At 66.3% G+C, this 24,237-nt stretch carries 15 protein-coding genes; 3 read left to right on the plus strand and 12 right to left on the minus strand.

Annotated features, from left to right (window positions below; all coding sequences use genetic code 11):
- The first annotated feature begins 14 nt into the window (after positions 1-14).
- Complete coding sequence (locus V7066_RS19955; protein ID WP_334184728.1) at positions 15-800, plus strand: IclR family transcriptional regulator; 786 nt, start codon at positions 15-17, stop codon at positions 798-800.
- Positions 801-816: 16 nt separating this feature from the next.
- Here the strand turns inward: V7066_RS19955 and V7066_RS19960 are convergent, their stop codons facing one another.
- The 7 genes from V7066_RS19960 to V7066_RS19990 form a co-directional block, all read right to left on the minus strand.
- On the minus strand, positions 817-2,400 hold the full coding sequence (locus tag V7066_RS19960) for an MFS transporter (RefSeq protein ID WP_442947351.1): 1,584 nt from the start codon (positions 2,398-2,400) through the stop codon (positions 817-819).
- Positions 2,401-2,451: 51 nt separating this feature from the next.
- Positions 2,452-4,914, minus strand: a complete 2,463-nt coding sequence (locus V7066_RS19965) for a glycosyl hydrolase 115 family protein (protein WP_334184729.1) — start codon at positions 4,912-4,914, stop codon at positions 2,452-2,454.
- A gap of 2 nt (positions 4,915-4,916) precedes the next feature.
- Positions 4,917-6,032 (minus strand): beta-galactosidase BglB, encoded by a 1,116-nt coding sequence (gene bglB / locus V7066_RS19970; protein ID WP_334184730.1) that lies wholly within the window; start codon positions 6,030-6,032, stop codon positions 4,917-4,919.
- Positions 6,033-6,076: 44 nt separating this feature from the next.
- Positions 6,077-7,297 (minus strand): glycosyl hydrolase 53 family protein, encoded by a 1,221-nt coding sequence (locus V7066_RS19975; RefSeq protein ID WP_334184731.1) that lies wholly within the window; start codon positions 7,295-7,297, stop codon positions 6,077-6,079.
- Positions 7,294-10,308: a beta-galactosidase gene (locus V7066_RS19980; protein WP_334184732.1), complete on the minus strand. Its 3,015-nt coding sequence runs from the start codon at positions 10,306-10,308 to the stop codon at positions 7,294-7,296. Before V7066_RS19980 ends, V7066_RS19975 begins: the two co-directional genes overlap by 4 nt.
- Before the next feature lie 5 nt (positions 10,309-10,313).
- Complete coding sequence (locus V7066_RS19985) at positions 10,314-10,607, minus strand: L-rhamnose mutarotase (RefSeq protein WP_334184733.1); 294 nt, start codon at positions 10,605-10,607, stop codon at positions 10,314-10,316.
- 142 nt (positions 10,608-10,749) lie between these two features.
- On the minus strand, positions 10,750-11,967 hold the full coding sequence (locus V7066_RS19990) for a rhamnogalacturonan acetylesterase (RefSeq protein ID WP_334184734.1): 1,218 nt from the start codon (positions 11,965-11,967) through the stop codon (positions 10,750-10,752).
- Between the two features lie 271 nt (positions 11,968-12,238).
- On the opposite strand from V7066_RS19990, the gene V7066_RS19995 reads away from it, so the two are divergent.
- Positions 12,239-15,196, plus strand: a complete 2,958-nt coding sequence (locus V7066_RS19995; RefSeq protein WP_334184735.1) for a TonB-dependent receptor — start codon at positions 12,239-12,241, stop codon at positions 15,194-15,196.
- A gap of 74 nt (positions 15,197-15,270) precedes the next feature.
- Here the strand turns inward: V7066_RS19995 and V7066_RS20000 are convergent, their stop codons facing one another.
- The gene (locus V7066_RS20000) at positions 15,271-16,239 is read right to left on the minus strand and encodes a glycoside hydrolase family 43 protein (protein ID WP_334184736.1); all 969 of its coding nucleotides are present in this window, start codon (positions 16,237-16,239) and stop codon (positions 15,271-15,273) included.
- Positions 16,236-17,228, minus strand: a complete 993-nt coding sequence (locus V7066_RS20005; protein ID WP_334184737.1) for a family 43 glycosylhydrolase — start codon at positions 17,226-17,228, stop codon at positions 16,236-16,238. Before V7066_RS20005 ends, V7066_RS20000 begins: the two co-directional genes overlap by 4 nt.
- A 98-nt stretch (positions 17,229-17,326) precedes the next feature.
- Here V7066_RS20005 and V7066_RS20010 point away from each other — a divergent pair, with 98 nt between their 5' ends.
- On the plus strand, positions 17,327-18,319 hold the full coding sequence (locus V7066_RS20010; protein WP_334184738.1) for an alpha/beta hydrolase: 993 nt from the start codon (positions 17,327-17,329) through the stop codon (positions 18,317-18,319).
- A gap of 99 nt (positions 18,320-18,418) precedes the next feature.
- On the opposite strand, the gene V7066_RS20015 is transcribed toward V7066_RS20010, so the two are convergent.
- The 3 genes from V7066_RS20015 to V7066_RS20025 form a co-directional block, all read right to left on the minus strand.
- The gene (locus V7066_RS20015; protein ID WP_334184739.1) at positions 18,419-19,102 is read right to left on the minus strand and encodes a DUF6250 domain-containing protein; all 684 of its coding nucleotides are present in this window, start codon (positions 19,100-19,102) and stop codon (positions 18,419-18,421) included.
- Positions 19,099-21,885, minus strand: coding sequence for an exo-rhamnogalacturonan lyase family protein (locus V7066_RS20020; protein WP_334184740.1), 2,787 nt, complete (start codon positions 21,883-21,885; stop codon positions 19,099-19,101). Before V7066_RS20020 ends, V7066_RS20015 begins: the two co-directional genes overlap by 4 nt.
- Before the next feature lie 208 nt (positions 21,886-22,093).
- A complete protein-coding gene (locus tag V7066_RS20025) occupies positions 22,094-24,043 on the minus strand; it encodes a rhamnogalacturonan lyase (RefSeq protein WP_442947352.1) in 1,950 nt (649 codons plus the stop codon).
- Positions 24,044-24,237: the final 194 nt, after the last annotated feature.

Consider the following 24,237-nt stretch of genomic DNA (forward strand, 5'->3'; position numbering starts at 1 on the left):
TGGGAAAGACACCGATGATGACGGACAAGCCCGAAGTAGAGGTCAAGGGCACGCAGACGCTGATGCGGGCGCTCGACATCATGGACGAAGTGATCGGCGGCCCGATCCGCGCCGCCGACCTTGCCCGCAAGCTGGGCATGAGCAAGACCACCGCCCACCGGCTGGTGCAGGCGCTGAAATCGCGCGGCTATCTTTCGGTGACGAACGACGGCTTCGGGCTTGGTCCCAAGCTGCTCGAACTGGGCGTCATGGCCACCGAGCAGATCGACTTCGTGCGCGTGGCGCGTCCGTTCATGGAACGACTGTCGGACGAGACGGGATTCTGCGTCTTCGTGGGCAAGCGCGAGGGCGACTGGTCCCGCCACCTCGACCGCGTGACCGGCCGCCAGCGCCTGCGCGTGGCGACCGCCCCCGGCGACCGCCGCCCGATCGCCGAGACCGGCCTCGGCAAGGCGCTGCTGCTCGACGAGGACGAGGCTGTCTGGGAAGAGCTTTACCGCGCGGCGAGCGGCGGCCCCAATGGCGGGAAAGTTTCCGCCAAGGCGGTCAAGGAATATGTGGCGCTGATGCGTGAGCACAAGGCGCGCGGCTATGTGCTGCATGACAGCGAACTGGGCGACGGCGTGCGTTCGCTGGCGGTGCCGATCCGCGACGCTCGGCGGCAGATCTGCATCGCGATCTCGATCGCCAGCGCGGCCCACTATCTGACCGACGATATCGTCGACGATCTGGTGGCGGCGATCGTCGCCACGGCGGGCGAGATCAGCGAAGCCGTAGGCTACCGCGCGCCGCGCGGGTAACCCGCGTCCTCCTGGATCAGGTCCGGGACGACGAGGGCCTGGGGGTCAATCCGGCATCGCCGTTGCGCTCTTCCTGCTCGACCAGCGGATTGCGGCCCCAGAGCTGGTCGTAACGCCAGCCTGAAAGATCCTCCACCACCGCCTGCGCCTCGGCGCTGGTCGGGGTGCGGGCGCCGGAGCGCAAGTGCTCGATCTCGCGCATCAGCACGGCGTGGGTGGCGGGCGAGAGGCGGAAGCGTAGCGAGACGATCACGCCGAACACCAGCATGCCCACCGTGCCGATGCCCAGCAGCAGGGCGATGGTGCGGATCGCTCCGTCGGACTGCTGCACGGCCCCGGAGACGAAGCCGCCCGCCTGCATGACGAAGCCTACCCCCGCCACGGCGGCGGCCTGGGTCGCCTTGCGCACGAACGTCATCACGCCTGCGAAGCTGCCTTCGCGGCGGCGGCCGGTGACGATCTCGTCGACGTCGGCCATGTAGTTGTAGGTTGCCCAGGGGATGTAGTTGAGCGCGCCGCGGCCCAGCCCTGCCAGCGCGATGGGCAGCCAGATCATGTGGCTGGCGGCGGTGATGCCGAGCGTCCACAGTCCGATCAGCGTAAGTGCGCCCGCCGCGAAACTGGCGGCGGCGATCTGGTAGGCGCGGCTGGGCGAGGCGCGCAGGGCCATGTTGATGGCGATGATGACGGCCAGGAACTGGACGATATACATCGTGCCCAGCAGGCCCGAGGCGATTGCGGTGGTCCCCGCCAGCGCGAAGATCACGAAGAAGGTGAAGGCGGCGTTGAACACGTCCTGGCTGATGTAGCCGCCGAGATACATGCCCAGGTGCAGGCGGAAGGCGCGGATGCGCATCGTCGAAAACAAGTTGCGGTAGAGTGCCTTCAGCGCCTCCAGTGGTCCGGCCGAGTGGCGCTGTTCGGTGGGGAGCGGAACTCCGCCGGGGCCGTGGCGCTCCCAGCTGAACAGGTAGAGCATGGCCGCCGTCACCATGAACAGGGCGGCGAAGATCAGGCCCATGTAGAAGAAGGTATCGGCGCTGTCGCGGCCCAGCGCCTCGATCAGCCAGAGCGGCAGGAAGCCCGCAAGGATCGCCGAGGCCTGACCGAACAGGATGCGCCAGCCGGCGAACTTGGCCTTGGTCTTGTAGTCGCTCGACATCTCTGCGGCGAGTGTCTCGAAGGGAATGATCTCCATCGCGTAGATCAGTTCGAACAGCACGTAGCTGACGAGGTAGTACCAGAACGTCTGGCCCGGCAGCCACATGAGTGCGAAGCTGGGCAGCAGGGGGATGGCGGCGAGGATGAAGAAGCGCCGCCGCCCGAACCGGCGGCCCAGCGCGGTGGTGCCGAAGTGGTCGGAGATATAGCCGATCATCGGCGAGGCGAAGGCGTCCAGCACGCGGGCCACGGCGAAGATCGTGGCGGCCTGCCCGGCGGAGAGTCCGCAGAACTGCGTGTAGAAGATCAGGACCCAGCCGGAAATGACCGCCATCGATCCCGCCCCGAGCACATCGTTGGAGCCGTAGGCGAGGTAGTTTCGCAGGCGTACGGGACGCGCGGCCGTCTTCTGGCTTTGAGGCACTACAGGATCCTTCACCGTCTTGTTCTTTGCCGGGCCTGCCTTCTTGGGCGGTCCGATTGGATACGACTAATAAGTCGGAGTAATTGACTTGTCAGCAGGTATGAAGCGAATGGCCTCGATCATCACGGCGGGATCGCCGGATTCGAGCGAAATCTCGTGTCGGCCCGCGCCGAGCGTACCGGCCAAGGTCCGGGCGATGCGGTTGTCCAGCACTGCCATGGCCCAGTCGCGGTCGCCGGTGCGGCGCGGTATTTCAAGCGCCTCTGCCTTGCCGTCGATGCGGACGGTCAGGTGCAGAGCTTCGCCGTCGCCCGAAGGGTAAAGCGGCAGCAGGTCGATCACCGCCTGCCAGTTTCCGGCGGGCAGGGTGATCGATGCGCGCGCGGGAGAGGAAGGGGCACCGGCGCCCAGCAGCGAGCCGCTGCGGCCAAGGCCGTCGATCCGCCGCCAGCCCCTTGCGGGCAGGAACTCGTCGGGGCGCAGGATCGGCTCCGCGGTGGCGGGCGACGGTGCAGGCATGGAGGGCGCCACATCCGGGATCGAGGCCGGAGCGGGCACGACCGGCAGGCTCTGGCGGAAGCTGCGCCATTGGCCGTCCGCGGGCTCCACCGCCATGATCCCGCGCCATTTGCCGCCGGCGATCTCGCGGTTGTAGCGGCGGGTCAGCGCGGTCAGCGTCTCCTGCGCCTCGGCGGCGATCCGGGCGCGGCGCCAGCTCTCCGGCGGATCGCGGTCGCGCAGGGCATCGTGGGCCTCGGCGGCGAAGAAGCGCCGGTTGGCCGCAGCCGAAGCGGCGACCGGATAGTCCACCAGTTCGAAGAAGCTATCCATGCGGTCGGCCGGGATCAGCGGTCGCAGTGCCGCGACACGCCGTTCCATCGCGGCAAATCCGGCGAGGCGTTCGTCGGCCTCGGCAGTGGAGAGCGGGCTGGCATGAGGCTTCTCGCCTGGCAGATACCATTGCAGATGCTCGGGGCGGCGCGCGAAGTTGAGGCGGTAATAGTCGGTGAGGATCGTTGCGGCGACCCTACCCGTGCCCTTGCCGAGAGTCTGCTCGGCCCAGTGCGTCGTCCATGTTTCGATGGGCTGGGTGCGCGTCCCGTCGATATCCCAGGCGAGGCTGAGGAAGTAATCGACGGGAAGCTCGGCGGGCTTGATATCGCCGACATTGGCGATCCACATCCGGCGCGCGCCCTTGTCCCAGGCGCGGCCCATTTCCTCGCGGATCAGGGCAGGCGGGGTGGTCGAGAGCCAGAGGTAGGAAAGCGGCGCGCCGAGGTAGGAGAGATGGTAATATACGCCGTTTCCGCCGCTTCGCGCGCGTTCGGCGGGGTCGGGGAAGTGGCGGATGTAGCCAAAGTTGTCGTCGGTCCACATCAGGGTGACGTCTTCCGGCACTTTCAGCCCGGCCCGGTAAATGTCGAGCACTTCCTTGTAGGGGGTGAAGACTTGCGGCGCCTGCGGGATTCCGGCTTCCCGCAGCATGTCCCGCTGGTCGGTGAAGACCTGCTCCAGCGTGCGGCGGCGTTCTTCGTCGGTCTTCGGGCCGATCATTCCGCTGTCGTGGATGCCGCGCAGGCCGAGCGTCCAGATCGTCTCGTCGGCGGCGTTGCTTGTTACCCGCTCGCGCCAGTAGCGGCGAATGCCGTCGCGGTTGGGCAGGTAGTTGAAGTCTTCCGCCTTGCCGGTCCATTCACCGACATTGTTGCGCAGCATCGGTTCGGCGTGGCTGGTGCCCATGACGATGCCGTAGCGCTCTGCCAGCGCAGCGTTGGCAGGATCGGCGTTGAAGGCACGGCTGGCCTTGTGCATGGCGGGCCAGAGCGTATTCGCCCGCAGCCGCAGCAGAAGGTCGAAGACTTTCGTGTAGGTTTTCCGGCCCGGCGCAGGTTCCTCGGGAAACGCCCCTTGCGCCCAGGGGACGAGGCCCCAGTCCTCGTCGTTGAGGAAGATGCCGCGATACTGCACCGAGGGTGGTCCGAAGCGCTGTACTCTGCTGGAGACGTATAGCGCATCGTGGTGCTCGGGCGGCACGTCCGCCCACCAGTGCCAGGGCGAAACGCCGATCGCGCGGGAGATTTCGTAGGCGCCATAGGCGGTGCCGCGTCGGTCGCTTCCCAGGATGACCAGCGCCTGACGCACGCCGGGTTCCGGGTTCGCGACGGGCACGATCAGGAAGCTCTCCCAGGCACCGCGCAACTTTGCCGCATCGATCCGGCCTGCCGCAACGAGCCGGTCGATTTGCGGGTTGCGGCCCAGCGTGCCGATCCAGACTTGCGTGTCGGAGGACCCTTGCGCGCCGGTAACGGATGAGAGGTCGGCGCGCAGGCTGTCGGCGGCGATGTGGACGAGGTCGTGATCCTCGGGCGCGGTCACGACTTGTGCGACGCGGCCCTGTGCCGCCAGTGCGAAGTCACCGCGCATGGGTTCGAAGTGAACCCATGCGGCATCGCTCTGCGCGGCATTCGCCTGCGCCGGGTGGGCGAGTGCAAGACCCGCCGCCAGCCACAGGGCGCCTGCCGCGCGCATCGTCAGATATAGGTCCGCAGGAACTCGGCCAGCGCGCAGATCGCGAGGCTCTGTCCGTAGGGCATCGAGGTGAGTGCGATGTCCTTGTAGAACTGGAGCGTATCGCCCATCGCCGTGCCGAAGCTGACCTGCTGAAGCTCGCCTGCTCCGTCGATATTGGCGAGCACGCCCCGCACTGCCCGGATGCCCACCGCTTCGTATTCGCGCGGCAGGTAGCCCTTGCGGACGGCCTTGAGGATGCCATAGGCGAAGCCCGCCGTGGCCGAGGCTTCGAGATAGCTCGTCGGATCGTTTATCAGGGTGTGCCACAGGCCGGTTTCGGCATCCTGCGTGGCGGCCAGCGTGCGAACCTGTGCGGCCAGCGTGTCGATCAGGAACAGGCGGAAGGCATCGCCGGGTTCGAGATCGAGCAGTTCGATGATCTCGGGAATGGCGATCGTCACCCAGCAGTTGCCGCGCGCCCAGAGCGCTTCGGCGAAGTTGTGACGGCCGGTGAAGTCCCACCCGTGAAACCACAAGCCGGTCTTCTTGTCGGCCAGATACTTGATGTGGACGAGGAACTGGCGCTTGGCTTCCTCGATATACTGCGGGCGGTCCAGCAGCAGGCCGATCTTGGCGAGCGGCAGCACGCTCATCATCAGCGTGTCGTCCCAGAGTTCGCCGGGATTCTCGTCGTTGTAGACGATGTGCTGGAAGCCGCCCTCCTCGGTCTTGGGCAACCCGTCGGGCGCCATCAGCCACTCGGCCCAGGTGTCGAGATAGGGGATGTAGCTGGGGTCACCGTCCAGTTCGTAGAGGTAGGCGAGGGTGATGAAGGGCGCCACCGTGTTGATGTTCTTGGTAGGCGTGCCTTCCGCGAAGCGGTCCTCAAACCACTGGCGGATGATGTTGAGCGCGGTTTCGTCGCCGGTCTGCTCGAAATAGCGCCACATGCCGAACAGGCCGACGCCGTGGGTCCATTCCCAGCCGGCCCAGCCCTTGGTGTCGATCACGCGGCCGTCTTCCAGATGCAGCAGGAATTCGCCGGTCTCGTCCTTGATGTTGACGAGGTTGTGCATCAGCAGGTCGATCGCCGTGGTGACCTGCTGGCGGGGGATGTCATGGGTTAGGGCGGCCACTCAAGTTCTCCTGTGGGCGGTGCTGCGGCAGGGCGCGGGGTGGGTCATTTCAGGACTCCGTAATCGCGCGCCATCTGGCGATAGAGTTGCAGGAAGGCGGGATCGGCATCGTACCGGCCGCCATGGTTTTCGGGTTGTTTCGGGACGTCGGGCGTCACGGAAGGTGTCGCGCCGGGTGCTTCCGCGGTGTTGAGGCCCTGCGAGAGCAGCTCGGCGCGCGGGCCTTCGCCGGCGCTCTTGCCGTCCTTCAGGAAGATCGCCTCCTGATGGCGGGTCGGCTCCCAGATGAAGCTGCCCCAGCCATTGGGATGCGCATGGGCCAGATCGTTCAGGTAGCGCTTGCGCGACGAATACTCGATCGCGAAGAAGCCCTTGTCCGGATAGCGGCGGCTGAACTCGGTGAACGTCCGCTGCCAGTCGCCCTGCGCCGCCTGCTGGTAGCAGGAGAAGCCCAGCGCATCGAAATCGACACCGCGCGCGATCAGGCTGTCGGTCCAGTGCTGCACGATCGGCCAGTGGCGGCCGAGGTGGTTGTGCAGCGCCACCGGGGTATCGGGCATCTGATCGCGGCTGGCGGCAATCCCGGCCTTCAGCAGCGCGGCGAACTTGTCGTAGCCACCTGCGTCCGAGACATGCATGTGCTCTTTGTCGGTCACCGGATTGCCGGTGGGAATGGTCAGCGGCACGCGGCCATCGGGCCAGAGCATGCCGAATGTCGTCTCGTTGCCCAGGATCGCCAGATCGGGCGCGACGCCAGCCGCTTTCATCGCCGCGAAAGTCTCTGCGGTATGGCGATGGACGGCATCGACCAGCTTGGGGAAGGGCAGGCTTGCCCATGCCGCCGGCTTGTCCTGATGCTGCGGATCGGCCCAGGTGTCCGAATAGTGGAGCGTGAGCGAGAGGTGGAAGCCCGCCGCCTTGATCCGCCGCGCAAACGCGATCGTGCGGGGCAGGTCGCACCACGGGCCGCCGGGCCGCCCCCGCGAATAGCCATTCGCGGGATCGACGAAGAGGCGCAGCTTGATCGCGTTGAACCCGGCATCGCGGAAGATCGCAAGCACGTCCTTGCGCCGGCCGTCTTCGTAGTAAGTGGCGCCCTGTGCCTCGTCTTCGGGCACCCAGGAGATGTCGGCGCCGATAAGGTAGGGCCACGGGCGCGCGCCCGACTTCGCGGCTGCGCTCGCAATGCCAGGCAGCCCGGCAAGGCAGAGCGCACCGGCGCTACCGATGCCGAACTGGCGGCGAGTGAGCGCGTCGCCGGTCATTTCAGCTGATCCGGGCGGGTGGGCGCGGGCACCATCTGCACGGGCACACCGCCCTTGACGTTGTGCAGGGTGACGAGCTTGACCGCTTCCAGCGCGTCGCCGGGGGCGCCGTCGCTCGTCACGGCGAGCGCGACGTGGTTGGTGCCGTGATGGCTCAGGATACCCTCGGGGATGGGGAACACACGCTGCGGGCCGATATGGGCGATGAACTGGCCCATGTTCCAGCCGTTGACAAAGATCAGCACGCGGTACTTGGCGGCCGAGCGCGGGGTCTCGGTATTGCCGAGGGCCAGTGCGATGGTGGCATCCTGCCCCTTGGGTACGGCCAGATCGAACTTGGTGCGATACCATGTGGTGCCCGGCTCGGCGCCGGTTGCGGGCACTTGCGCCGCGCTCCACCCGCTGTCGTCGAACAGCGGCAGGTGCCAGCCCATGCGCTCGCCATATTGGCCGCCGTTGTTGGCGGGGCCGCGCACGGGGTCGGCAATGTCCTCGCCGCCGCGTTGGCCCTGGATCCTCCATGCGATCGGCACGGCGAAGCTGCGCCCACCCGGCTGCGAGATCGAGGCGGAGATGAGCCCGCGGGCTTCCTTGTGGAAGTCGTCGGAATCGAGATCCCAGTTATGGCCGTTGTTGCGGACCATGACCGAAAGGACATGGCTGCCACCCGCCTGCGCCTCCGCCGGAAGGTCCAGCGTGACGGTGCCGGTGGTGATCGGGCGGGGCAGGCCGCTCGGCGTCTCGGCCTGACCGATGAACGTGCCGTCGAGCCAGGCCTGCACGAGGCCCGATCCACCGGCACCATAGAACAGCGAGACGGTCCTGGCCCCGGCATTGCCCTCGAAGCGGCCGCGATACCAGACGTCGCCCTCGTGGAAGCCATAAGCGTCCATCGCCATGTTCGGCTGGCCGTCAGGGCGCTGGGTGATCGTGGCATTGGGGCGACTGCCTCCGACGGCCTGCCAACTGCTATCGTCGAACTTCGGATCGGTCTCCGGCGAACCCTTGGCCATGCGCCAGCCGGTAAGGGCGGGGAGCGTGAGTTGCGCGGGGCCGGGCAGCGGCACGGTGGAGGCGAGGCTGGCCACGGTGGATGCCTTGGCCGGGACACGCGCGCCGTCCCATGTCAGCGCACGGACGGTGCCGGGCGCCCAGACTTCGAGATCGTCCGCTTCACCCGTGTCGCCGGTCAGCGCCAGCGCGCCGGACTTGAGCGAAGCATGGCGAACGAGTTGGGGGCCACGCACCAGAACGGGACCTGCCGGCGATTCCACGCGGGTATAACGGGTGCCTTCGGCCTCGTCGGCAAGGATCAGGATCAGGTCGCCGCGTCCGCCGCCGGTCAGGCGAAGGACTGTGCGGCCCCTATGCATGTAGGTGACTTTCAGGTCGCCCTTGGTGTCGTTGAAAGCGGTTTCCGCCGCGCCTTCCAGAACCGTGACTTGCGGGGCGGAGGCATAGCGCAGAACGGTCTCGCCAGGCTCTCCGGCACGGCCGTAGAGCAGCAGCAGATCGGCACTACCGGCCTTGGAAGCCGATTGCAGTTCGGAGGTCGAATAGACCAGCCGCTGTCCGCCCAGATTTACCCCGGCGACCAGCCACTTGGCATCGAAGCCATTGAGCCGCAGCGGGAATGTATAGCGTCCGTCCGGCAGCGCGGCGGTGACGGTGAAGCTGTCGTCGGTCTGCCCATTCGAGGGCTTGTGCGTCACCATCAGGAAGCGCGCGTCGGTCTCCGGGCTCTTGTTGTGGTAGACCTGAATCTGGGGCGAGGAGATCTCAGGCGCGCCCGCCGGGATCATGCCGGCAAGGTCCGGCACCGAGGCGATCAGTCCGCCGAGCTGCTTCATCTCCAGCGCCTTTTCGCGCAGGTTCCGCGCCTCGGAAATGGCGGCGCCATAGTCGTAGCTGGTGAACACCACCGGGGCAGGCAGCCAGCCCCAGCTGGTGCCGCCATAGACCATATAGAAGCTCTGGATGCCGATACCGTTGGCCAGATTGGTTCCGTAGAACACCCGTTGGAACCGCTTGCCGCGCTGGACCGCGTTGCACTCGTAGCCGCCGTTGGAGCCCCAGTAATCGAACCAGCCGCCGCCGAATTCGGCCAGGAAGCCGGGCGTCTTCGGCGAAGCGGAAGCGCCGCCCCTGGCGCCGCCGGGGCCGTAGAAGCCCCAGTCCGGCGCGGCCACGCTGCGCGTGGGCTTGCCTTCCACGGTGCAGGTGCCGCCGGGATAGCCGTCGAACGCGTACATGTCGTTGGGGCCGTGGACGACCTTTTCCACGGAAGAGCCTTCCGGCACCCAGTAGCCGTTGCGGCCCTGGTCGTTGTGGAAGATCGGCACGGTGATGCCGTCGGCGCGCGCCTTGGCGTAGATATGGTCCATGTAGCGGCGCTGCGCGGGCGTGGTCAGGGCCAGTTCGTTCTCGATCTGGTGGAGGATCACCGATCCCTTATGGCCCTTGCCGTCGCCGTTGATCTGGTGGCGGGCGATGATCGCGTTGATCTGCGTCAGCCACTCGTCGGCTGCCGCCATATATTCGGGATCATCGGTGCGGGCGCGGGCCTTCTGGTTGACCAGCCAGCCCGGGAACCCGCCGCGCGACAGTTCCGCATTCACATAAGGCCCGGCGCGGGTCATGACCCAGAGGCCCTCTTCCTCGGCCATCGTCAGCAGGCGGTCGAGATCACGGATGCCGCTGAAATCGTAGACGCCCTGCTTCGGCGAGTGATAGCCCCAGTCGAAATAGAGCGCGACGGTGTTGAACCCGCTGGCCTTCATCTTCTGCAGCACGTCGCGCCAGAGGTCCGGGCTGGGCAGGCGGAAGGGATGGAACTCGCCCGACCAGATCACCTGCCGCTTGCCGTCGATCATCAACGAGCGCGCATCGAAAGAGACGCGGCCGAAGGTCTGAACCGGAGCGGAAAGATCGGCCGTCGGCTTCGCGTCCTGCGCGAATGCGGGAGACGGCAGGGCCGTGAGCAGCAGGGCGGTAAGGAATGCGCGTTTCATGTCGCTCAGTCCATGTGGAACAGCAGCGGAAGCGGCCATTCGACCGGGCGGTTGCCCGGTTCCACTTCCATGAGCGGCGCCATGTAATCCCACCAGCGGCGCATCACCGGGTGATCGGGCAGGGTGTCGCGGCTGTTTTCCGGCAGCAGGCGCAGTACAGCGAAGAGGGAAAGACTGCCTTCGTCGAGAAAGATCGAGTAGTCGCGGATGCCCGCTTCGGTCAGCAGCGCGGAGAGTTCGGGCCAGATCGCGTCGTGCCGGCGGCGATATTCCTCGACCGTGCCGGGCTTCAACTGCATCCTGAAGGCGTGGATGGACCCCGTCCCACTATCCGGCACACCGGCTCTCCCATTTGTTCCATTATGTGGATATCAATACCGATATTTGGTAGCTCGTCCCCAAACATTCGTCAATCGGGATTCTGGCGGAGATTTTGCGCAGTCAGCTTCCTTCCGGCTTGTTTTCCTCCAGCTGTAGGCTTGGGGCGATGGTCACGGCGTCGGGCAGGGGCGGATGGGTGGGATCGAAATCCCGGACCGTAACGTAAGGTGCGAGTTCGGGAATCTTCTCGCGCACCTGCCGGGCGATGGCGGCGGCAAAGAGCCAGGCGCCGTAGTTGTCGTTGTGGGTCCGATCCTTGCCGTTCTCGGCAAATGCGCGCGGGGAAACCTCCGGTCCCAATGCCTGCATGATCGCGATACTGTCGCGGTTGAGATCGATCAGCGGCACTTTCTCTTCCGCGGCGACCTTGCGCACGGCTTCGGTATAGGCGCCGAGCGTGTCCTTGATCTTTCCGGCCGCGTCGAAGTTGCGCCGTTCCGGCGAAGTCACCAACACCGGATGCACGCCGCGACGGCGCGCCTCGGCGACATAGCTGCGCAAGTAGGCGGGGTAGGTCAGCGCGGGGTCGAGATAGGTCATCGGCCATTCGGCCTTCTGGTCGTTGTGGCCGAACTGGATGAACAGCCAGTCGCCCTCGCGCACCTGGGTCAGCAGCTTGGAGAAGCGGAGCTGGGCGATGAAGGACTTCATCGTCGCGCCGGACTTGGCATGGTTGGCGACGATAACGCGGTCGTCCAGCATGGCGGGAAGCATCTGGCCCCAACTGGCGAAGGGCTCGCTATACTGGTCGGCAACCGTCGAATCTCCGGCGAGGAACAGGCGCGGGGCCGTCGCTGCCTCGATGTGAATGGCCGAAACGCGCGGCTGGCCGAGGAACTCGAGAGTCAACTTGTCGTCCCAGCTGAAGCTGGCGAGATCGCGCTCGTCGAGCAGGACGGTCCGGCCGAAGCGCGGCGCATTGGCGGGCTGGGCGGGCAGGCGGGCATCGCGCACGTCGACGAGGAAGCTGCGCTTCACCGTCTGCCCGCGCCGGGTGACGACATCGCGCAGGAACAGGCGGCGGCTTTCGGCCTTGACGGTGGTGCGGCCCGCGCCGCGCTTGTCGCCCAGGGTCAGCGTCACGCGGTAAGTGCCTTCCGGCAGGGCGATCGAATAGAGAAAGCCGCCAGAGGCATCGCGCTTTTCGATGCCGTTGCCGCCGGGCCGATAGACCGGCATTTCCTCGGGCGCCTTGCCGACCAGATCGATATCGATCGCCGGGGGTGCGGCGGGTACGCTCGCGGCAAGGGCCAGGGCAAGAGCCGAACTCAGGGGCATTTCGGATGTCCTCTCTTGGGATGTGCGCCGGCGTTACCGCCTCGACATATCCCACATGACGGTCTGCAACGGCATATATCGGGAACCATCAGAGTCAATCGCCGCCTGCCGGTGGAAGTGAGGCGAGCCGGTCCCGGTCTGCGTGGAAATTTCGAGTGAGGAACGATTTGAAGCGATTTTGACTGGAACTGAGCGGAAATGCGATATATTGTAGAACCCAATCCCACATAGTGGGCAATGTTCGAAAAGAACAAGAATTGGGAGTGAGGAAATGGGAAGGGCCTTCTCGAAATCCGTCATGTGCAACCGTGCTTCGGTTTCGGCGCTTGTCGCGGCATGTCTTTTTGCAATCCCGCAGGCGGCGTCTGCGCAGGAGGGGGGCGCCGACGGCTCCGCGCAGGAAAGCAGTGCGCCCAGCCCTTCCGAGATCATCGTCACCGGCTTTCGCGCCTCGCTGAATGCGGCGCTGGCCGATAAGCGCGTCGAAACCGCTGCGATCGACACCATCAAGGCCGAAGACCTCGGCAAGTTCCCCGATTCCAACCTGGCGGAATCGATGCAGCGCATTCCCGGCGTGGCGCTTCAGCGCGGGGACGGCGGTGAAGGCAAGAACATCTCGGTGCGCGGCCTCGGCGCCGATTTCACCCGCGTGCGCATCAACGGCATGGAAGCCGCCGCGCAGACCGGTGGTTCCGACATCTACGGCGCGGGCAACAACGGCCGCAGCTTCGACTTCAACGTCTTCCCCACCGAGATCTTCTCGGCCCTGACCGTGCGCAAGACGCCCTCGGCCGATGTCGAGGAAGGTTCGCTCGGCGCGACGGTGGACCTCAGCGCGCCCAAGCCGATGGACCAGAACAAGGACTTCGTGCTCTCTGCCACGGGCCGCGGCGTGTGGAACGAGCTATCCAAGAAGGTCGATCCGCGGGCTTCGGTGCTGGTCTCCAAGCAGTTCGGCGACAGCGGCTTCGGCATTCTCGGCTCGCTGGCCTACCAGAAGCGCCATACCCGCGAGGTCGGCTATTCGGCGGTGGATATCCTTTCCGCCAACCAGAACGGCATGTTCTGCTCGCCGCTCGGAGTGACGCCGCAGAATCCGGCGAACAGCGCGACTACCGGCGCCAGCGCCACCAACTGCTCCACCGGCAATCCGCGCACCAGTGATCCGGCCGCCTACCAGACCGTTTACGATGCCCGCCGCGACGATCTGCCGAACACGCCTGGCAGCGGCGCCTTCTTCCCGCGTATCCCGCGCTACCTGAATTCCGCGCAGACGCAGGAGCGCATCGGCGGCACCCTGACCCTGCAATACAAGCCCGACGACGATACCGATATCTCGCTGGACCTGCTCTATTCGCGCTTCAACGTCACGCGTGACGACAACTATATCGAGGCGATCTCGTTCGGCCGCTCGGCGTCGAACCAGGGCTATCCGATGATGTCGCTGAAGGACGTGCAGCTTTCCGACCTCGGCTCGGTGGAATATGCCCTGCTCGACGGCGTCGACGTACGCTCGGAAGGCCTGCACTCCAAGTATTCGACCACGTTCAAGCAGGCGAACCTCAATTTCATGCACCGGTTCAGCGACCGGTTGACCGTGGATGCCAAAGTCGGCCTCAACGAGTCGGTGTGGAAAGACAAGGTCCGCATGCAGTACTTCATGGATGCGCTCGATACCGACAACTTCTCGATCGACTATACCGGCGGTGGGCGCACCCCGGTGCTGGGCTTCGGCTTCGACGTGTCCGATCCGAACAACTTCCTCTATGGCCCGACGCCGGGCGCGGGTGTCGTCACCGGCGGTTTCAGTCTTCAGGGCAAACCGGCCAGCAATACGACCAAGGGCATGTTGGGCGAGTTCAACGCGCATTACGAGTTCTCCGACGCCTTCAAGCTTCACTTCGGCGGCCAGTTCCGTTCGAGCGAGTTCCAGCAGCGTTTCACGACCTACTACACCGCCGATACGCTGGTTCAGGCCCTGCCGGCGGGAACCTCGCTGGCCAGCCTGACGAAGCAGATCACCGGGGTGGACAGCCTCTGGGGCAACGGCGCGCCGTCGAGCTGGGCGACGCTGGACTGGCAGAAGCTGGCCGATACCTATAACCTCTTCGATGCGCGCACCTGCACCGGTTGCGGCGAGACCAATCCCGGTGTGAAGGAGCAGCAGAGCAGCGCCTTCGTGATGGGCACGTTCGATTTCTCCGATGCCGTGGGCTTCGGCCTGCGCGGCGACGTCGGCGTCCGCTATATCCACACCTGGCAGCGGTCCTCGGGCTTCATCAACTTGTCCGACCCGACTTCGCCTACCGGCCTTCAGGGACAGTATCGTTCCGTCTCGCGCAGCTATGACGACTGGCTGCCTTCCGCGAATATCGTGATCGAGCCGGTGCAGAACCTGCTGCTGCGCCTCTCGGCCGCCAAGGTGCTGTCGCGCCCGGCGCTGACCCAGCTCGTGCCGACGGTGGCGATCAATGCCGTGACCCGGTCGGGTTCGCTGGGCAACCCGCTGCTCGAACCGATCCGCGCCAATACTTTCGACGCGGCGGTGGAATGGTATTTCCGCCCGGGCTCGCTGCTTTCGGCGGCGTTCTTCTACAAGGACATCAAGACTTACGTGCAGAGCGTGAACGCGCTGGTGCCGTTCAACACGCTGGGCCTGCCGAACGAACTGCTTACCGGCAGCAACACCACGCCGGACGAACTGTTCAACATCGCCACGCCCACCAATACGCCGGGCGGTCCGCTCAAGGGCATCGAACTCAACGCCCAGATTCCGTTCAACTTCACGTCCGGCTTCATCAGCCACTTCGGTGTGCTGGCGAACTACACGCACGTGATGTCGAAGATCAATTACTGCCTCTCCAGCTCGGGCGGCGTCTGCACCGTTACCGTGAAGGACGACCTGGTCGGACTGTCGAAGGACACCGCTTCGGGCACCCTCTACTGGGAGAACGACAAGTTCTCGATCCGCGGCACGATCAACTATCGCGGTCCGTTCATTCGCGGCATTCCTGCCTCGCCCGGCAGCGATCTGGTGGGCAACCATGCGACCACGTTCGTCGATGCCTCGGCCTCGTACAACCTGACCGACAATGTGAAGCTGATCGTCGAGGGCACGAACCTCACCGACGAGCAGAACAGCCTCTACACCGACAGCCAGCGCCAGGACACGCTGTTCCAGACCCGTGTCGGCCGCACGATCTCGGCAGGTGTCAACGTGAAGTTCTGATCTTGCAAGGTACGGCGGGGCCCTCCCACGCCGGAACTGACGGCTCCCGGATCCTCCATCCGGGAGCCGCTTTTTCAGGCGCTTTCGAGAGCGGCGGCGCGCTTGCGGTCGATCCGCACCAGCGAGCCGTGGCGCGCACCCTGCGGCATGGCGAGGCGGTCGCCGACGTCCTGCCAATGCACCATGTCACGCGTGGATTTCGCGCCCCAGCGACCGTCGCGGTAGACGTCGTAATAGCAGATCAGGTCGGCCCCGATCCGTGTCGCCATCGGGCCTTCCACCCAGGACGGGGTGAACGGCGCGCCAAGCGGTGCGAACGGCCCCAGCGGGCTGCCCGCGGAGGCGGCGCGCAGCCACTTGCGCGGCGGGTTGACGGTCTCGTCCTTCACCACCAGCCAGAGGCTGCCGTCAGGTGCTTGCGCGAACGTTCCGTCGATCACGCTGAAGCCGGGGTCGTAAAGCACTTGCGGCGGGGCGAAGCTCTCGAAATCGGCGGTGGTGGTGTACCAGAGGCGGTGGTTGTAGCCCCCCTCCGATGTGCCGGCCGTCTCGGTGAAGCGGCCTTCTACCGTGCTCGACCAGAAAATCACGGTGCGGCGCGTGGCGGGATCGTAGATCGCCTCGGGCGCCCAGCAGTTGCGGGTGCCGGGGACGGAGGCCATGACCGGGATCGCGCGCTGCGGTGTCCAGTTCACGAAGTCGCGCGTGGTGGCATGGCCGATCGTCACGCCCTCCCACGCGGTGGTCCAGACGCAGTGCCACGGCGCGTCCAGCCCCTCCCCGCGCCACAGGAAGGGATCTCGCAGCAGCTTCTTTTCGCCCACTTGCGGCACCAGGAAAGGCTTTCCGCCGCCGAGCGTGCGGAAGGTGAAGCCGTCATCGCTGAGGGCCAGTTTCAGCCCGTCCGCCTCGCCCTTGCCGGTGCTGAAATAGGCGAACAGCAGCGGGCCTTCGGGGTCGGACGAAGCGATGCGCGTGGTGGCGCAGCCTGCAAGCGCGGCTCCGCCAAGACACAGCGCGCGCCGATCGAGGGTGAAGCTCACCGCCGCGCCTCCTTCGGCGGGGTAAGCCGGACATGGGTGGGGCTGTCGCGGTCTACGGTGATCACGCCGTCCTTCTCCTTCAGTTCCGCGATCTGGAGCACGCTGCGGCGGTTCCAGTCGGGGTTCGCTTTCGCCTCGTCCTCGCCGCCCTGATGCACGAAATAGACGATATAGGCCCGGTCGCCGGAGACGATCACGTCGGGATGCTGTCCCTTGGCGCGGTCGGTCGGCGCTTGCCCCGGAGTGGCGAGGATGTGGCCGGGCTGGGTGGTCCAGTGGTCGCCGTCATCGGAACGCATGACCAGCAGGCCCTTCCAGGCGTCGGAAACCAGCCACCAGCGGCCCTTCCAGCGGAATGCCTTGGGGCCTTCGCCGGGCGTGGTGGTCAGGCGGTCCTTCACCGTCCAGTGAACGAGGTCGGTGCTGTCCGCCGTGCGGATCGCCTTGCCCATGCGCTCGTCGTTGAAGAACAGGCGGTAGCCGCCCTTCGGCAGCGCGATCACGCTGGCGTCGATCACCCGGTCCGAACCGAGGTCGAGCTTCTCGCCGCAGGTCCATTGCTTGAGGTCCTTGCTGGTGAGGTGGACGATGAAGCGCGGGGCATTCCAGTCGCGGAACACGCCCGGCACGACCGTCAGCCACATGTGCCACTCGCCGTTGAAGCGCTCGATGTCGGGGGCCCAGAGCGTCGCGCCGGTGCAGCTTTCCGGGAGCGTCGCGGTGCCGCCGTAGCGCCAGTGCACGCCGTCCTGCGAGCGGGCGGTTCCGATTGCGGTGCCGTGGACCCAGCGGACGTCCTTCTCGTCTTCCATCGGCAGGTCGGCGCGGCGGTTGGTGTAGAACATCACCCATTCGCGCGTGGCCGGATCGTAGACCGTGCTGGGGTCGGCGGCGCCGTCATGCACCGGATCGCGGAACAAGGGCTTCGGGGCGACGTCGCTTGCGGAAGCGGTCGCGGCGGCGAGCAGGAGCAGCGAGGCGCCGATCATGCCGCCGTCTCCGCCGATGGACGATCTGGGCGCGAAAAAGTCCGGATGAATTTCAACATGTTCCGATGCATAGAATGACCTTTCGGGGAGAGTCCAATATGTCGAGTGATCGCCGTCAATTCCTGGGTTCGCTGAGTGCGTTGGCGGCTGTGCCGCTGCTGTCCGGTGGCGCGCTGGCAAAGGGTGGGGAGAGTGCGGGGACGGCCGAGCGCTTCCCGATCTGGCCCGGATCGCCGCCGGGGCTGCCCAAGGGCGGCGTAACAGAGGAGCGCGTGCTGCGCTCCAACAAGAGCAATCCCGACGATTTCGCCTGGCCGCACGTCGCCACGCCGATGCTGACGGTCTGCCCGGCTGCCAGGCCCACCGGCGCGGCGGTGCTGATGTTCCCCGGCGGGGGCTATGCGCGCGTGGCCATGGGCACCAGGCCGTCCGCAATCTCGCGCTGGTTTGCGGGGCAGGGGGTGACGGCCTTCGAACTGCTTTACCGCCTGCCGCATGATGGCTGGACCGGCGGGCCGGACACGCCCTTGCAGGACGCCCAGCGCGCCATGCGCGTGATCCGCGCCCATGCCGCGAAGTGGGGTGTCGATCCTGCCAACGTGGCGACGATCGGCTTTTCGGCGGGCGGGCACTTGTGCGGCAGTATCGCCAAGCGCTTTGCGGCCAAGGTCTATGATCCGGTCGACGCGGCCGATACGCAGGACGCCCGGCCCCTGGTGGCGGGCATGTTCTTCCCGGTGGTCAGTATGGTCCCGCCGCTGGCCCATGCCCAGTCGCGCAGCGAACTGCTGGGACCGAACCCGGGCGAGGACCTGTCGCGGCGCTACTCCGTGAACCTCGACGTTCCCGCGACGACGCCGCCGATCCTGCTCGGACATGCCGCGGACGATGCGGTGGTCGATTGCGGTAACAGCCTTGCCATGTTCGAGGGATGCCGGGCGGCGAAAATACCGTCCGAACTCTACGTGATCGAGAAGGGCGGCCATGGCGCCCCCCTGTTCGAGCCGGATGGCCGTGCGGGCCTCTGGCTGACGCGCTTCGCGCGTTTCGCGGCGCGGCATGGGTTGCGGATTCCCTCCGACGGGGCGTGAACGGCGAAACCTCACTCCAGACACTCCGGCGTCCCCGCGAAGGCGGGGGCGGCGAGAGCGTGGATGTGAGGGCCACTGGAAAGGAGCCATCGCGGCTCCTCAGCGTCCCGTCGCGAGCGGAACGATCCGAAAATTGCGAATACGCACGTGGCTCTTGGTCGTGCGCAGGGCGAACCAGCCCCGGCGGTATGGCGCGGCGTCGGTCATCGTGAAGAGCCGCTTTCCGCCGAAATCCACCGTCACTGTCGCGCCGTCGGCGGCAAGCCTCATGGGCACCCAGCGATTGGGCACCAGCAAGGCGGCCGGGTCTGCCCGGTCATGTTCGGGCAGGAGCGGGCGATTGCCCGGTTCGCCGGTATAGCGGCGCATGCGCGTGGTCGTGTTGCGGTTGCCGCCGATGCCCACACAGTAGGTCTTGAGCGTGTCGTAATCGGCGAAAGCCCCGCTGCGGGGACGCGCGAAGGGCGAACTGTCCGGCGCGGCCGGGTCGGTGGCCATCCAGAACGCATTGACGTCGCTCACCGCGTCGTTCGGCCCGCCTTCCGAAACCGCCATGACCTCATACTCGATGGCGACCGGGCCGGTGAGTTCCTTTCCCCACCACAGGGAAAGGCCTTCGGGCGTATCGATGTCCATCACGCCGCCGCGCACGATAACGCGCGAGGGCGCCTCCGCCTCGACGCGCCAGTGCGTCAGGCCGTGGCGGAAGTCGTCGACCTGCGTACCCGCATTCGCTGCCGCCGGAAGCAGCGCAAGCACGACTGCGGCAGCGAGAGTCTTCATTCCAGCGCATCCCCGATCAGCGACAGGTTCACGGTCGCGGCGATGCCCCACTGCGCGGCGTCGTTGGTGGAGACTTCGGCGATTTCATCCACCGGCTTGAGCACGGCCGCGCCCGTCACCTTGTGCGCGCCGCGTGTTTGATCGCGACCCTCGCGGTCGCCCGCGCCGAAGAACTCGCCCCAGGCGCGTTTGACGAGTTCCGGCTTGCCGAGCTGCACCCCGGCATAGGCGGTATAGCGCGAGTGCGCCTGCGTCAGCGCGCGGCCCTTGCCCGATGCACCGGTGCGGGCGCGGAATTCCGCCTCGGGCGCGTTGTAGAGTTCGCAGTAGTCCAGCCAGACCTTGCGGAATGCCGGTTCGTCGAGCAGTTCCAGCAGTTCGGCAGTGATCTCGAACACGCCGAATACGCCATTGAGGTGGCTCATGTTGACGGTGTCGCCGGGGCTGACGAAGCGCCCGCTGGCAAGGTCGAAGGCGCCGCCGCCCGCCAGCCAACCCTTGGGCATGGCCGCGATCGAGCGCATGCCCGCCACGATGCGATCTCGCCAGCGGGTGTCGCGCGTGCGCTCCCACTCGGTAAGCCAGGCGCCCAGCATCGAACCCCAGACGGTGCCGAACTGCATGAACACCTGACCTTCGCGCAGCGGTTGCTCGGCCACGACCGCGCCGGTTCCGGCGGGCGGCTTGCTGGCGTCGGCGCGGTGCAGGACCTTGCGGCCGATATCCACGGTCTTCAGCGCCTGGTCGCTGTCCACCAGCGCGCGCATCAGGTCACCGCAGCGCTCGTCGGTGGTGAGGTAGTAGTAGAAGCGGCGATAGGCGGCGTTGGACACGCGCTGTTGTTTCGAGCTGTCGGCCCAGTGCTGCACGCCGTGGCGGGTGCCCAGGCCCTTGAACCGGCCCGAGTGATAGACGTCCACTTCGCCGGTATGGCGCGTCATCGCCTCGGCGAGGCGGAACACATCGGCGCGGGCCGTGCGCAGGAAGCCGTACCAGAGCCACATGTCGGTCGAAAGCTCGCTGTTGTCCCATGCGAAGCCGCCGATGTCGTAGCGCCAGACGTGCCGGTCGTTGTCATAGCTGTGCATGACGTCGCCGTAGTTCCAGAAACCGTACCAGCGGCGCTGCTCCACTTGCCCGATGTAGAAATCGAGCTCCTGCTTGGCGCGGGTCTCGATCTTGCCGCGCAAAGGCCCGCCGGAAGCGAGCGGGCTCCACGGCCCGAACAGTCCTGCCGAATGAACCCGCGCGACATTGGCGACCAGACGCGGCGGCGTGGCGAGGCCCATGCCCATTTCGGCAAGGCGCTCGCGTGGCGGTGTGGCAGGCAGCGCCCAGATGCGGAATTCGGTGGCGCGGGCGATCCCGGAAGCATCGCCCCAGCCCGGTTCGTAGTCCTCGTAAGTCACGTCCAGACCCAGGTTCTGGGCCTCGTAGCTCTCCATGCCCATGACATCGTGATAGAAGCGCAGGTCCATCGCCGGGGCGTCGGGGGCGTGATACCAGACGGTGAAGCGCGCGGTGTCGCCGGCGGCATCGGCGACGTCCAGGCCGACCGGGCAGCGCTGCCAGAAGTCGTGCATCCCGAAAGCGACGCCGCCCGACGGCCCGCCGACATAGCCGAGGCCGGGGGCGCGGCCCGCGGTATCGACGTCGATCCAGCCGCAGCCCGGCTTGGTGCGCTTGACGATGGAGAACCCATCGGAATTGGGCTGGCGCAGGCGGAAATCGCCCCAGGCCGGGATATACGCGATGTTCTGGCGCACCGCTGCGCCCATCTGGTCGAGCGGGGGCGTCGCCTGCCCCGCCACTTGCGCATCGCGGAAGGCTTTGCCGGGGTCGCGGCGCAGGCCGGTCAGGGGGCGCACGGCTTCTCCCCAGAGACCGGCATTTTCCCCCGCGAAGCGGACATGGCGATCATGCAGCTTGTCGCGCATCGGCACCGCGCCTTCAAGGCCCAGCCCGCGAATGAAGCGCTTGGCCGGATCGCCGTCGAAGATCATCGAGTGGACCAGCCGCACGCTGTCCGACCCGGCGTGGAAATAGAGGCGGACGGAGAAGGGCATCCAGTCGCCCGCCCCGTCGCCTGCTGCGCTGCGATGGCGGCCGTCGAGCTTGATGACCGCGCGGATCGGGCCGCTCTGCTCGACCGTGGCGCTTTCGATCATGCCGGTCCAGCGGGCGAGCGTAGGGGCACCGTCCTCGTCGTCAGGGCGATCCTGCGCGCTGGCGAGCAGGCGCACCGATTGCAGCACTTCGGCCGAGCCGACACGCGCCGAGCGGATCAGGGCTTCGCCCGAACGGCCGAGGGTCCAGACGGTCTGGCCTACGGTGACGGTGATCGCATCGCCCGTCTCACGCACGAACAGCGTCTGCGCGGGCTTGCCGCTGCCGGGAACGACGCGCAATCCGTTGGCGCGGCCGCTGTTCGCGGGAAGGGCGTGCCCGGTCCACTTGATCGAGCCGTCCGGCCACCAGGCCATCGGCCAGGTCTGCACCGCCTCCCGCGTGCCGCCTGCGCCTTCGAGAACGTAGCCGCGCTTGTCGAACCGCGAGCCGCGCGGCCAGGGCTGCCCCCAGGACTGGCCTTCGTGTGCTGAGGGCGCGCTGCCGTCGAGCCAGACCACGTCGTCGTCCGGCGCGATGCCGGAACCCAGTGGCTCCTTCGCGGAAGACGGAGCGGCTTGGGCTCGCCCGGCCGTGAGGGCCATGGAACCGGCGACAGCGGATGTTGCCAGAGTTTGGGCCAGCATCTCGCGGCGGCTCCAGACCAGCTTGCTCATTGTCTCTCCCTTGGGTGCGGCGTCTCGTAGTGCGCCTTATGTGGGATGATATTTCATCATGTGGACCGAATCGTCAACCGGGATGGAATGTGATTTGCGTCTGCATTGGCCAATCGCCGCCTTGTTGAGCGCTGCGGTACCTTCATCCACAACGTCATCCTGAAACGAGTTCAGGATGACGTCAGGATATGGGACTAGGGGGCGCTTCTCACCGCTCCCCGTTCGGGCCTGCGCCCAAGTAGAAGCTCGTATGCGGCGGCTGGTTGTAGGCCGTGTTCTGCCACGCAACGCCGAGCCGATAGACCGGGTCCTGCATCAGCGTGACGAAACGGTGCTTCGTGGCATAGGGCGTCGTGTAGATGCGCAGTTCGCGGTTGTCGGCGCGGCGCCAGATCACTTCCTCGCGCCAGTCGCCGATAAGGTCTGCCTGGAGCGCCGGATTGGCCTTGGTGCCGTTGTTCGAGGCAAGTCCTTCGGGCGAGAGCAGCGTGTCGGACTTGCCGTTCTCCCAGTCCCACTTGGAGATCGTGGTGCCGTCCAGCAGTTCGCGCAGCAGGTCTCCGTCCCACCAGATCGCGAAGTTCATCTGGCGTGGGCGAGGACCGATCGGCTGGCCCTTGGTGTCGTAGAGACGATCGGAGTTGGCGGCCCAGAATTCGGCGCCGTAATGGCGTGGATCGATATCGGCGGCGACCCCGCGACCGGTGTCCTGTTCGGCGGGCGTGGTCCAGAGCACTTCGCCGGTGCGCGCGTCGAGCAGGGCGGAACCCAGCCCACCGTTGCTGCGAATATCCTCGAAGACGCCGAACTTTTCGAGACCCGGACGCGCCGGATCGAGATCGCTGACGTGCATGGTGTCGCCGTGGAACAGCGGCTTGGTCCAAAGGCCCTTGCCGTCGTCATCCACCGCCATCGAACCGTAGATCACCTCGTCGCGCCCGTCGCCGTCGACATCCGCGACCGAAAGCTGGTGGTTGCCGCGTCCGGCATAGTCCCCGTTGCCCGGCGCCGAGCTGTCGAACAGCCAGCGCTGCGTCAGCTTGCCGTCACGCCAGTCCCAGGCGGCCAGCGCGGTGCGGGCGTAGTAGCCGCGCCCGAAGACCATGCTCGGCAATTTCCCGTCGAGATAGGCGACGCCCGCAAGATAGCGGTCCGAGCGATTGGCGTAGCCGTCGCCCCAGGTCGCGGCGAGTTGCTCCGGCGTCGGATTACCGCCGGGATAGCGCGGCGGATCGTAGGGCGCGGTGGCGAGCGCCTTGCCGGTCAGGCCCTCGAACACGGTGAGATATTCCGGCCCCTTGACGATGCGGCCCTGCATCGGCGCGACCTTGGTGCCGTCCGGCAGGACCTTGGCGCCGGTACGGTCCTGTTGCGGTACTTCGCCGCCGCTGCTGCGCCAGTCGGCGGAGGCATCGCCGATCACCTTGCCGGTGCCGTCGACCGTGCCGTCTGCCGTCTTCATGGCGACTTCGGCGCGGCCGTCGCCGTCGAAGTCGAAGACCAGGAACTGCGTGTAATGCGCCCCGGCGCGGATATTGCGCCCGAGATCGATACGCCAGAGCCGCGTGCCGTCGAGGCGATAGGCATCGAGGAAGACGTTGCCGGTATAGCCGGTATGGGCATTGTCGTGACTGTTGGTGGGGTCCCACTTGAGCAGGATCTCGTACTGACCGTCCCCGTCGAGATCGCCCACGCTGGCGTCGTTGGCGGTGTAGGAATAGGCCTCCCCGGCTGGCGTCACGCCATCCGCAGGCGGTTCGAGCGGGATCGACAGGTAGCCCTTGTCCCATAGCATGGCATTCTTTGGGCCGGCGCGATCGCCGATGCGTTCGACGGCATAGCGACTTGTCGCGGTTCCGGATGTGTCGACGAACGTGGTCGCCTCGCCTGGCTTGGTGACGTGCAGCGCCTTGCCGTCGCGCAGGACGCGGAAGCGCGCATTCTTCGGATCACTTGCCAGAAAACGCCAGTCCACGAGGATGCCGCCATCCTTCGCGGGCACGGCCACGGCGCCACGATCGAGGGCTTCGGCCGCCATGCGGCCAGTTGTATTCGGGGCCGAATTGGCGGCCGGAGTCGCAGCCGGTGCGGGCTGGGCGAAAGCAAGAAAGGGCAGCGGCGCCGCGAGCAGCGCGAAAGCGCGGTTTTTGGCCGTCATGGGCATCTTTCTCCCGAGGTGGAACCGGTATGGTCCAAATTATAGCATTGCATCCCACATATCGGTTCAATAAGTGTCCGTCTAGAAACTGATTCGATCGGTGACCGGAAAACCGGACAGACAGTATCGACAGGGCTAGAAGAGGGGATAGGATATGCGCAAGCATACCGTTGGAAATACGCGAAATTCATCGA

The sequence above is a fragment of the Novosphingobium sp. genome (assembly GCF_036820275.1).
Taxonomy (GTDB): Bacteria; Pseudomonadota; Alphaproteobacteria; order Sphingomonadales; family Sphingomonadaceae; genus Novosphingobium.

Excerpts from the sequence above, each read along its gene's own strand:
- V7066_RS19965 (WP_334184729.1), bottom strand. The coding sequence starts at position 4,914 with ATGCGCGCGGCAGGCGCCCTGTGGCTGGCGGCGGGTCTTGCACTCGCC.
- V7066_RS19955 (WP_334184728.1), top strand. The coding sequence starts at position 15 with ATGATGACGGACAAGCCCGAAGTAGAGGTCAAGGGCACGCAGACGCTG.
- V7066_RS20010 (WP_334184738.1), top strand. The coding sequence starts at position 17,327 with ATGTCGAGTGATCGCCGTCAATTCCTGGGTTCGCTGAGTGCGTTGGCG.
- V7066_RS20025 (WP_442947352.1), bottom strand. The coding sequence starts at position 24,043 with ATGACGGCCAAAAACCGCGCTTTCGCGCTGCTCGCGGCGCCGCTGCCC.
- V7066_RS20005 (WP_334184737.1), bottom strand. The coding sequence starts at position 17,228 with ATGATCGGCGCCTCGCTGCTCCTGCTCGCCGCCGCGACCGCTTCCGCA.
- V7066_RS19980 (WP_334184732.1), bottom strand. The coding sequence starts at position 10,308 with ATGAAACGCGCATTCCTTACCGCCCTGCTGCTCACGGCCCTGCCGTCT.
- V7066_RS19995 (WP_334184735.1), top strand. The coding sequence starts at position 12,239 with ATGGGAAGGGCCTTCTCGAAATCCGTCATGTGCAACCGTGCTTCGGTT.
- V7066_RS19990 (WP_334184734.1), bottom strand. The coding sequence starts at position 11,967 with ATGCCCCTGAGTTCGGCTCTTGCCCTGGCCCTTGCCGCGAGCGTACCC.
- V7066_RS20015 (WP_334184739.1), bottom strand. The coding sequence starts at position 19,102 with ATGAAGACTCTCGCTGCCGCAGTCGTGCTTGCGCTGCTTCCGGCGGCA.
- V7066_RS19975 (WP_334184731.1), bottom strand. The coding sequence starts at position 7,297 with ATGACCGGCGACGCGCTCACTCGCCGCCAGTTCGGCATCGGTAGCGCC.
- V7066_RS20020 (WP_334184740.1), bottom strand. The coding sequence starts at position 21,885 with ATGAGCAAGCTGGTCTGGAGCCGCCGCGAGATGCTGGCCCAAACTCTG.
- V7066_RS19985 (WP_334184733.1), bottom strand. The coding sequence starts at position 10,607 with ATGCAGTTGAAGCCCGGCACGGTCGAGGAATATCGCCGCCGGCACGAC.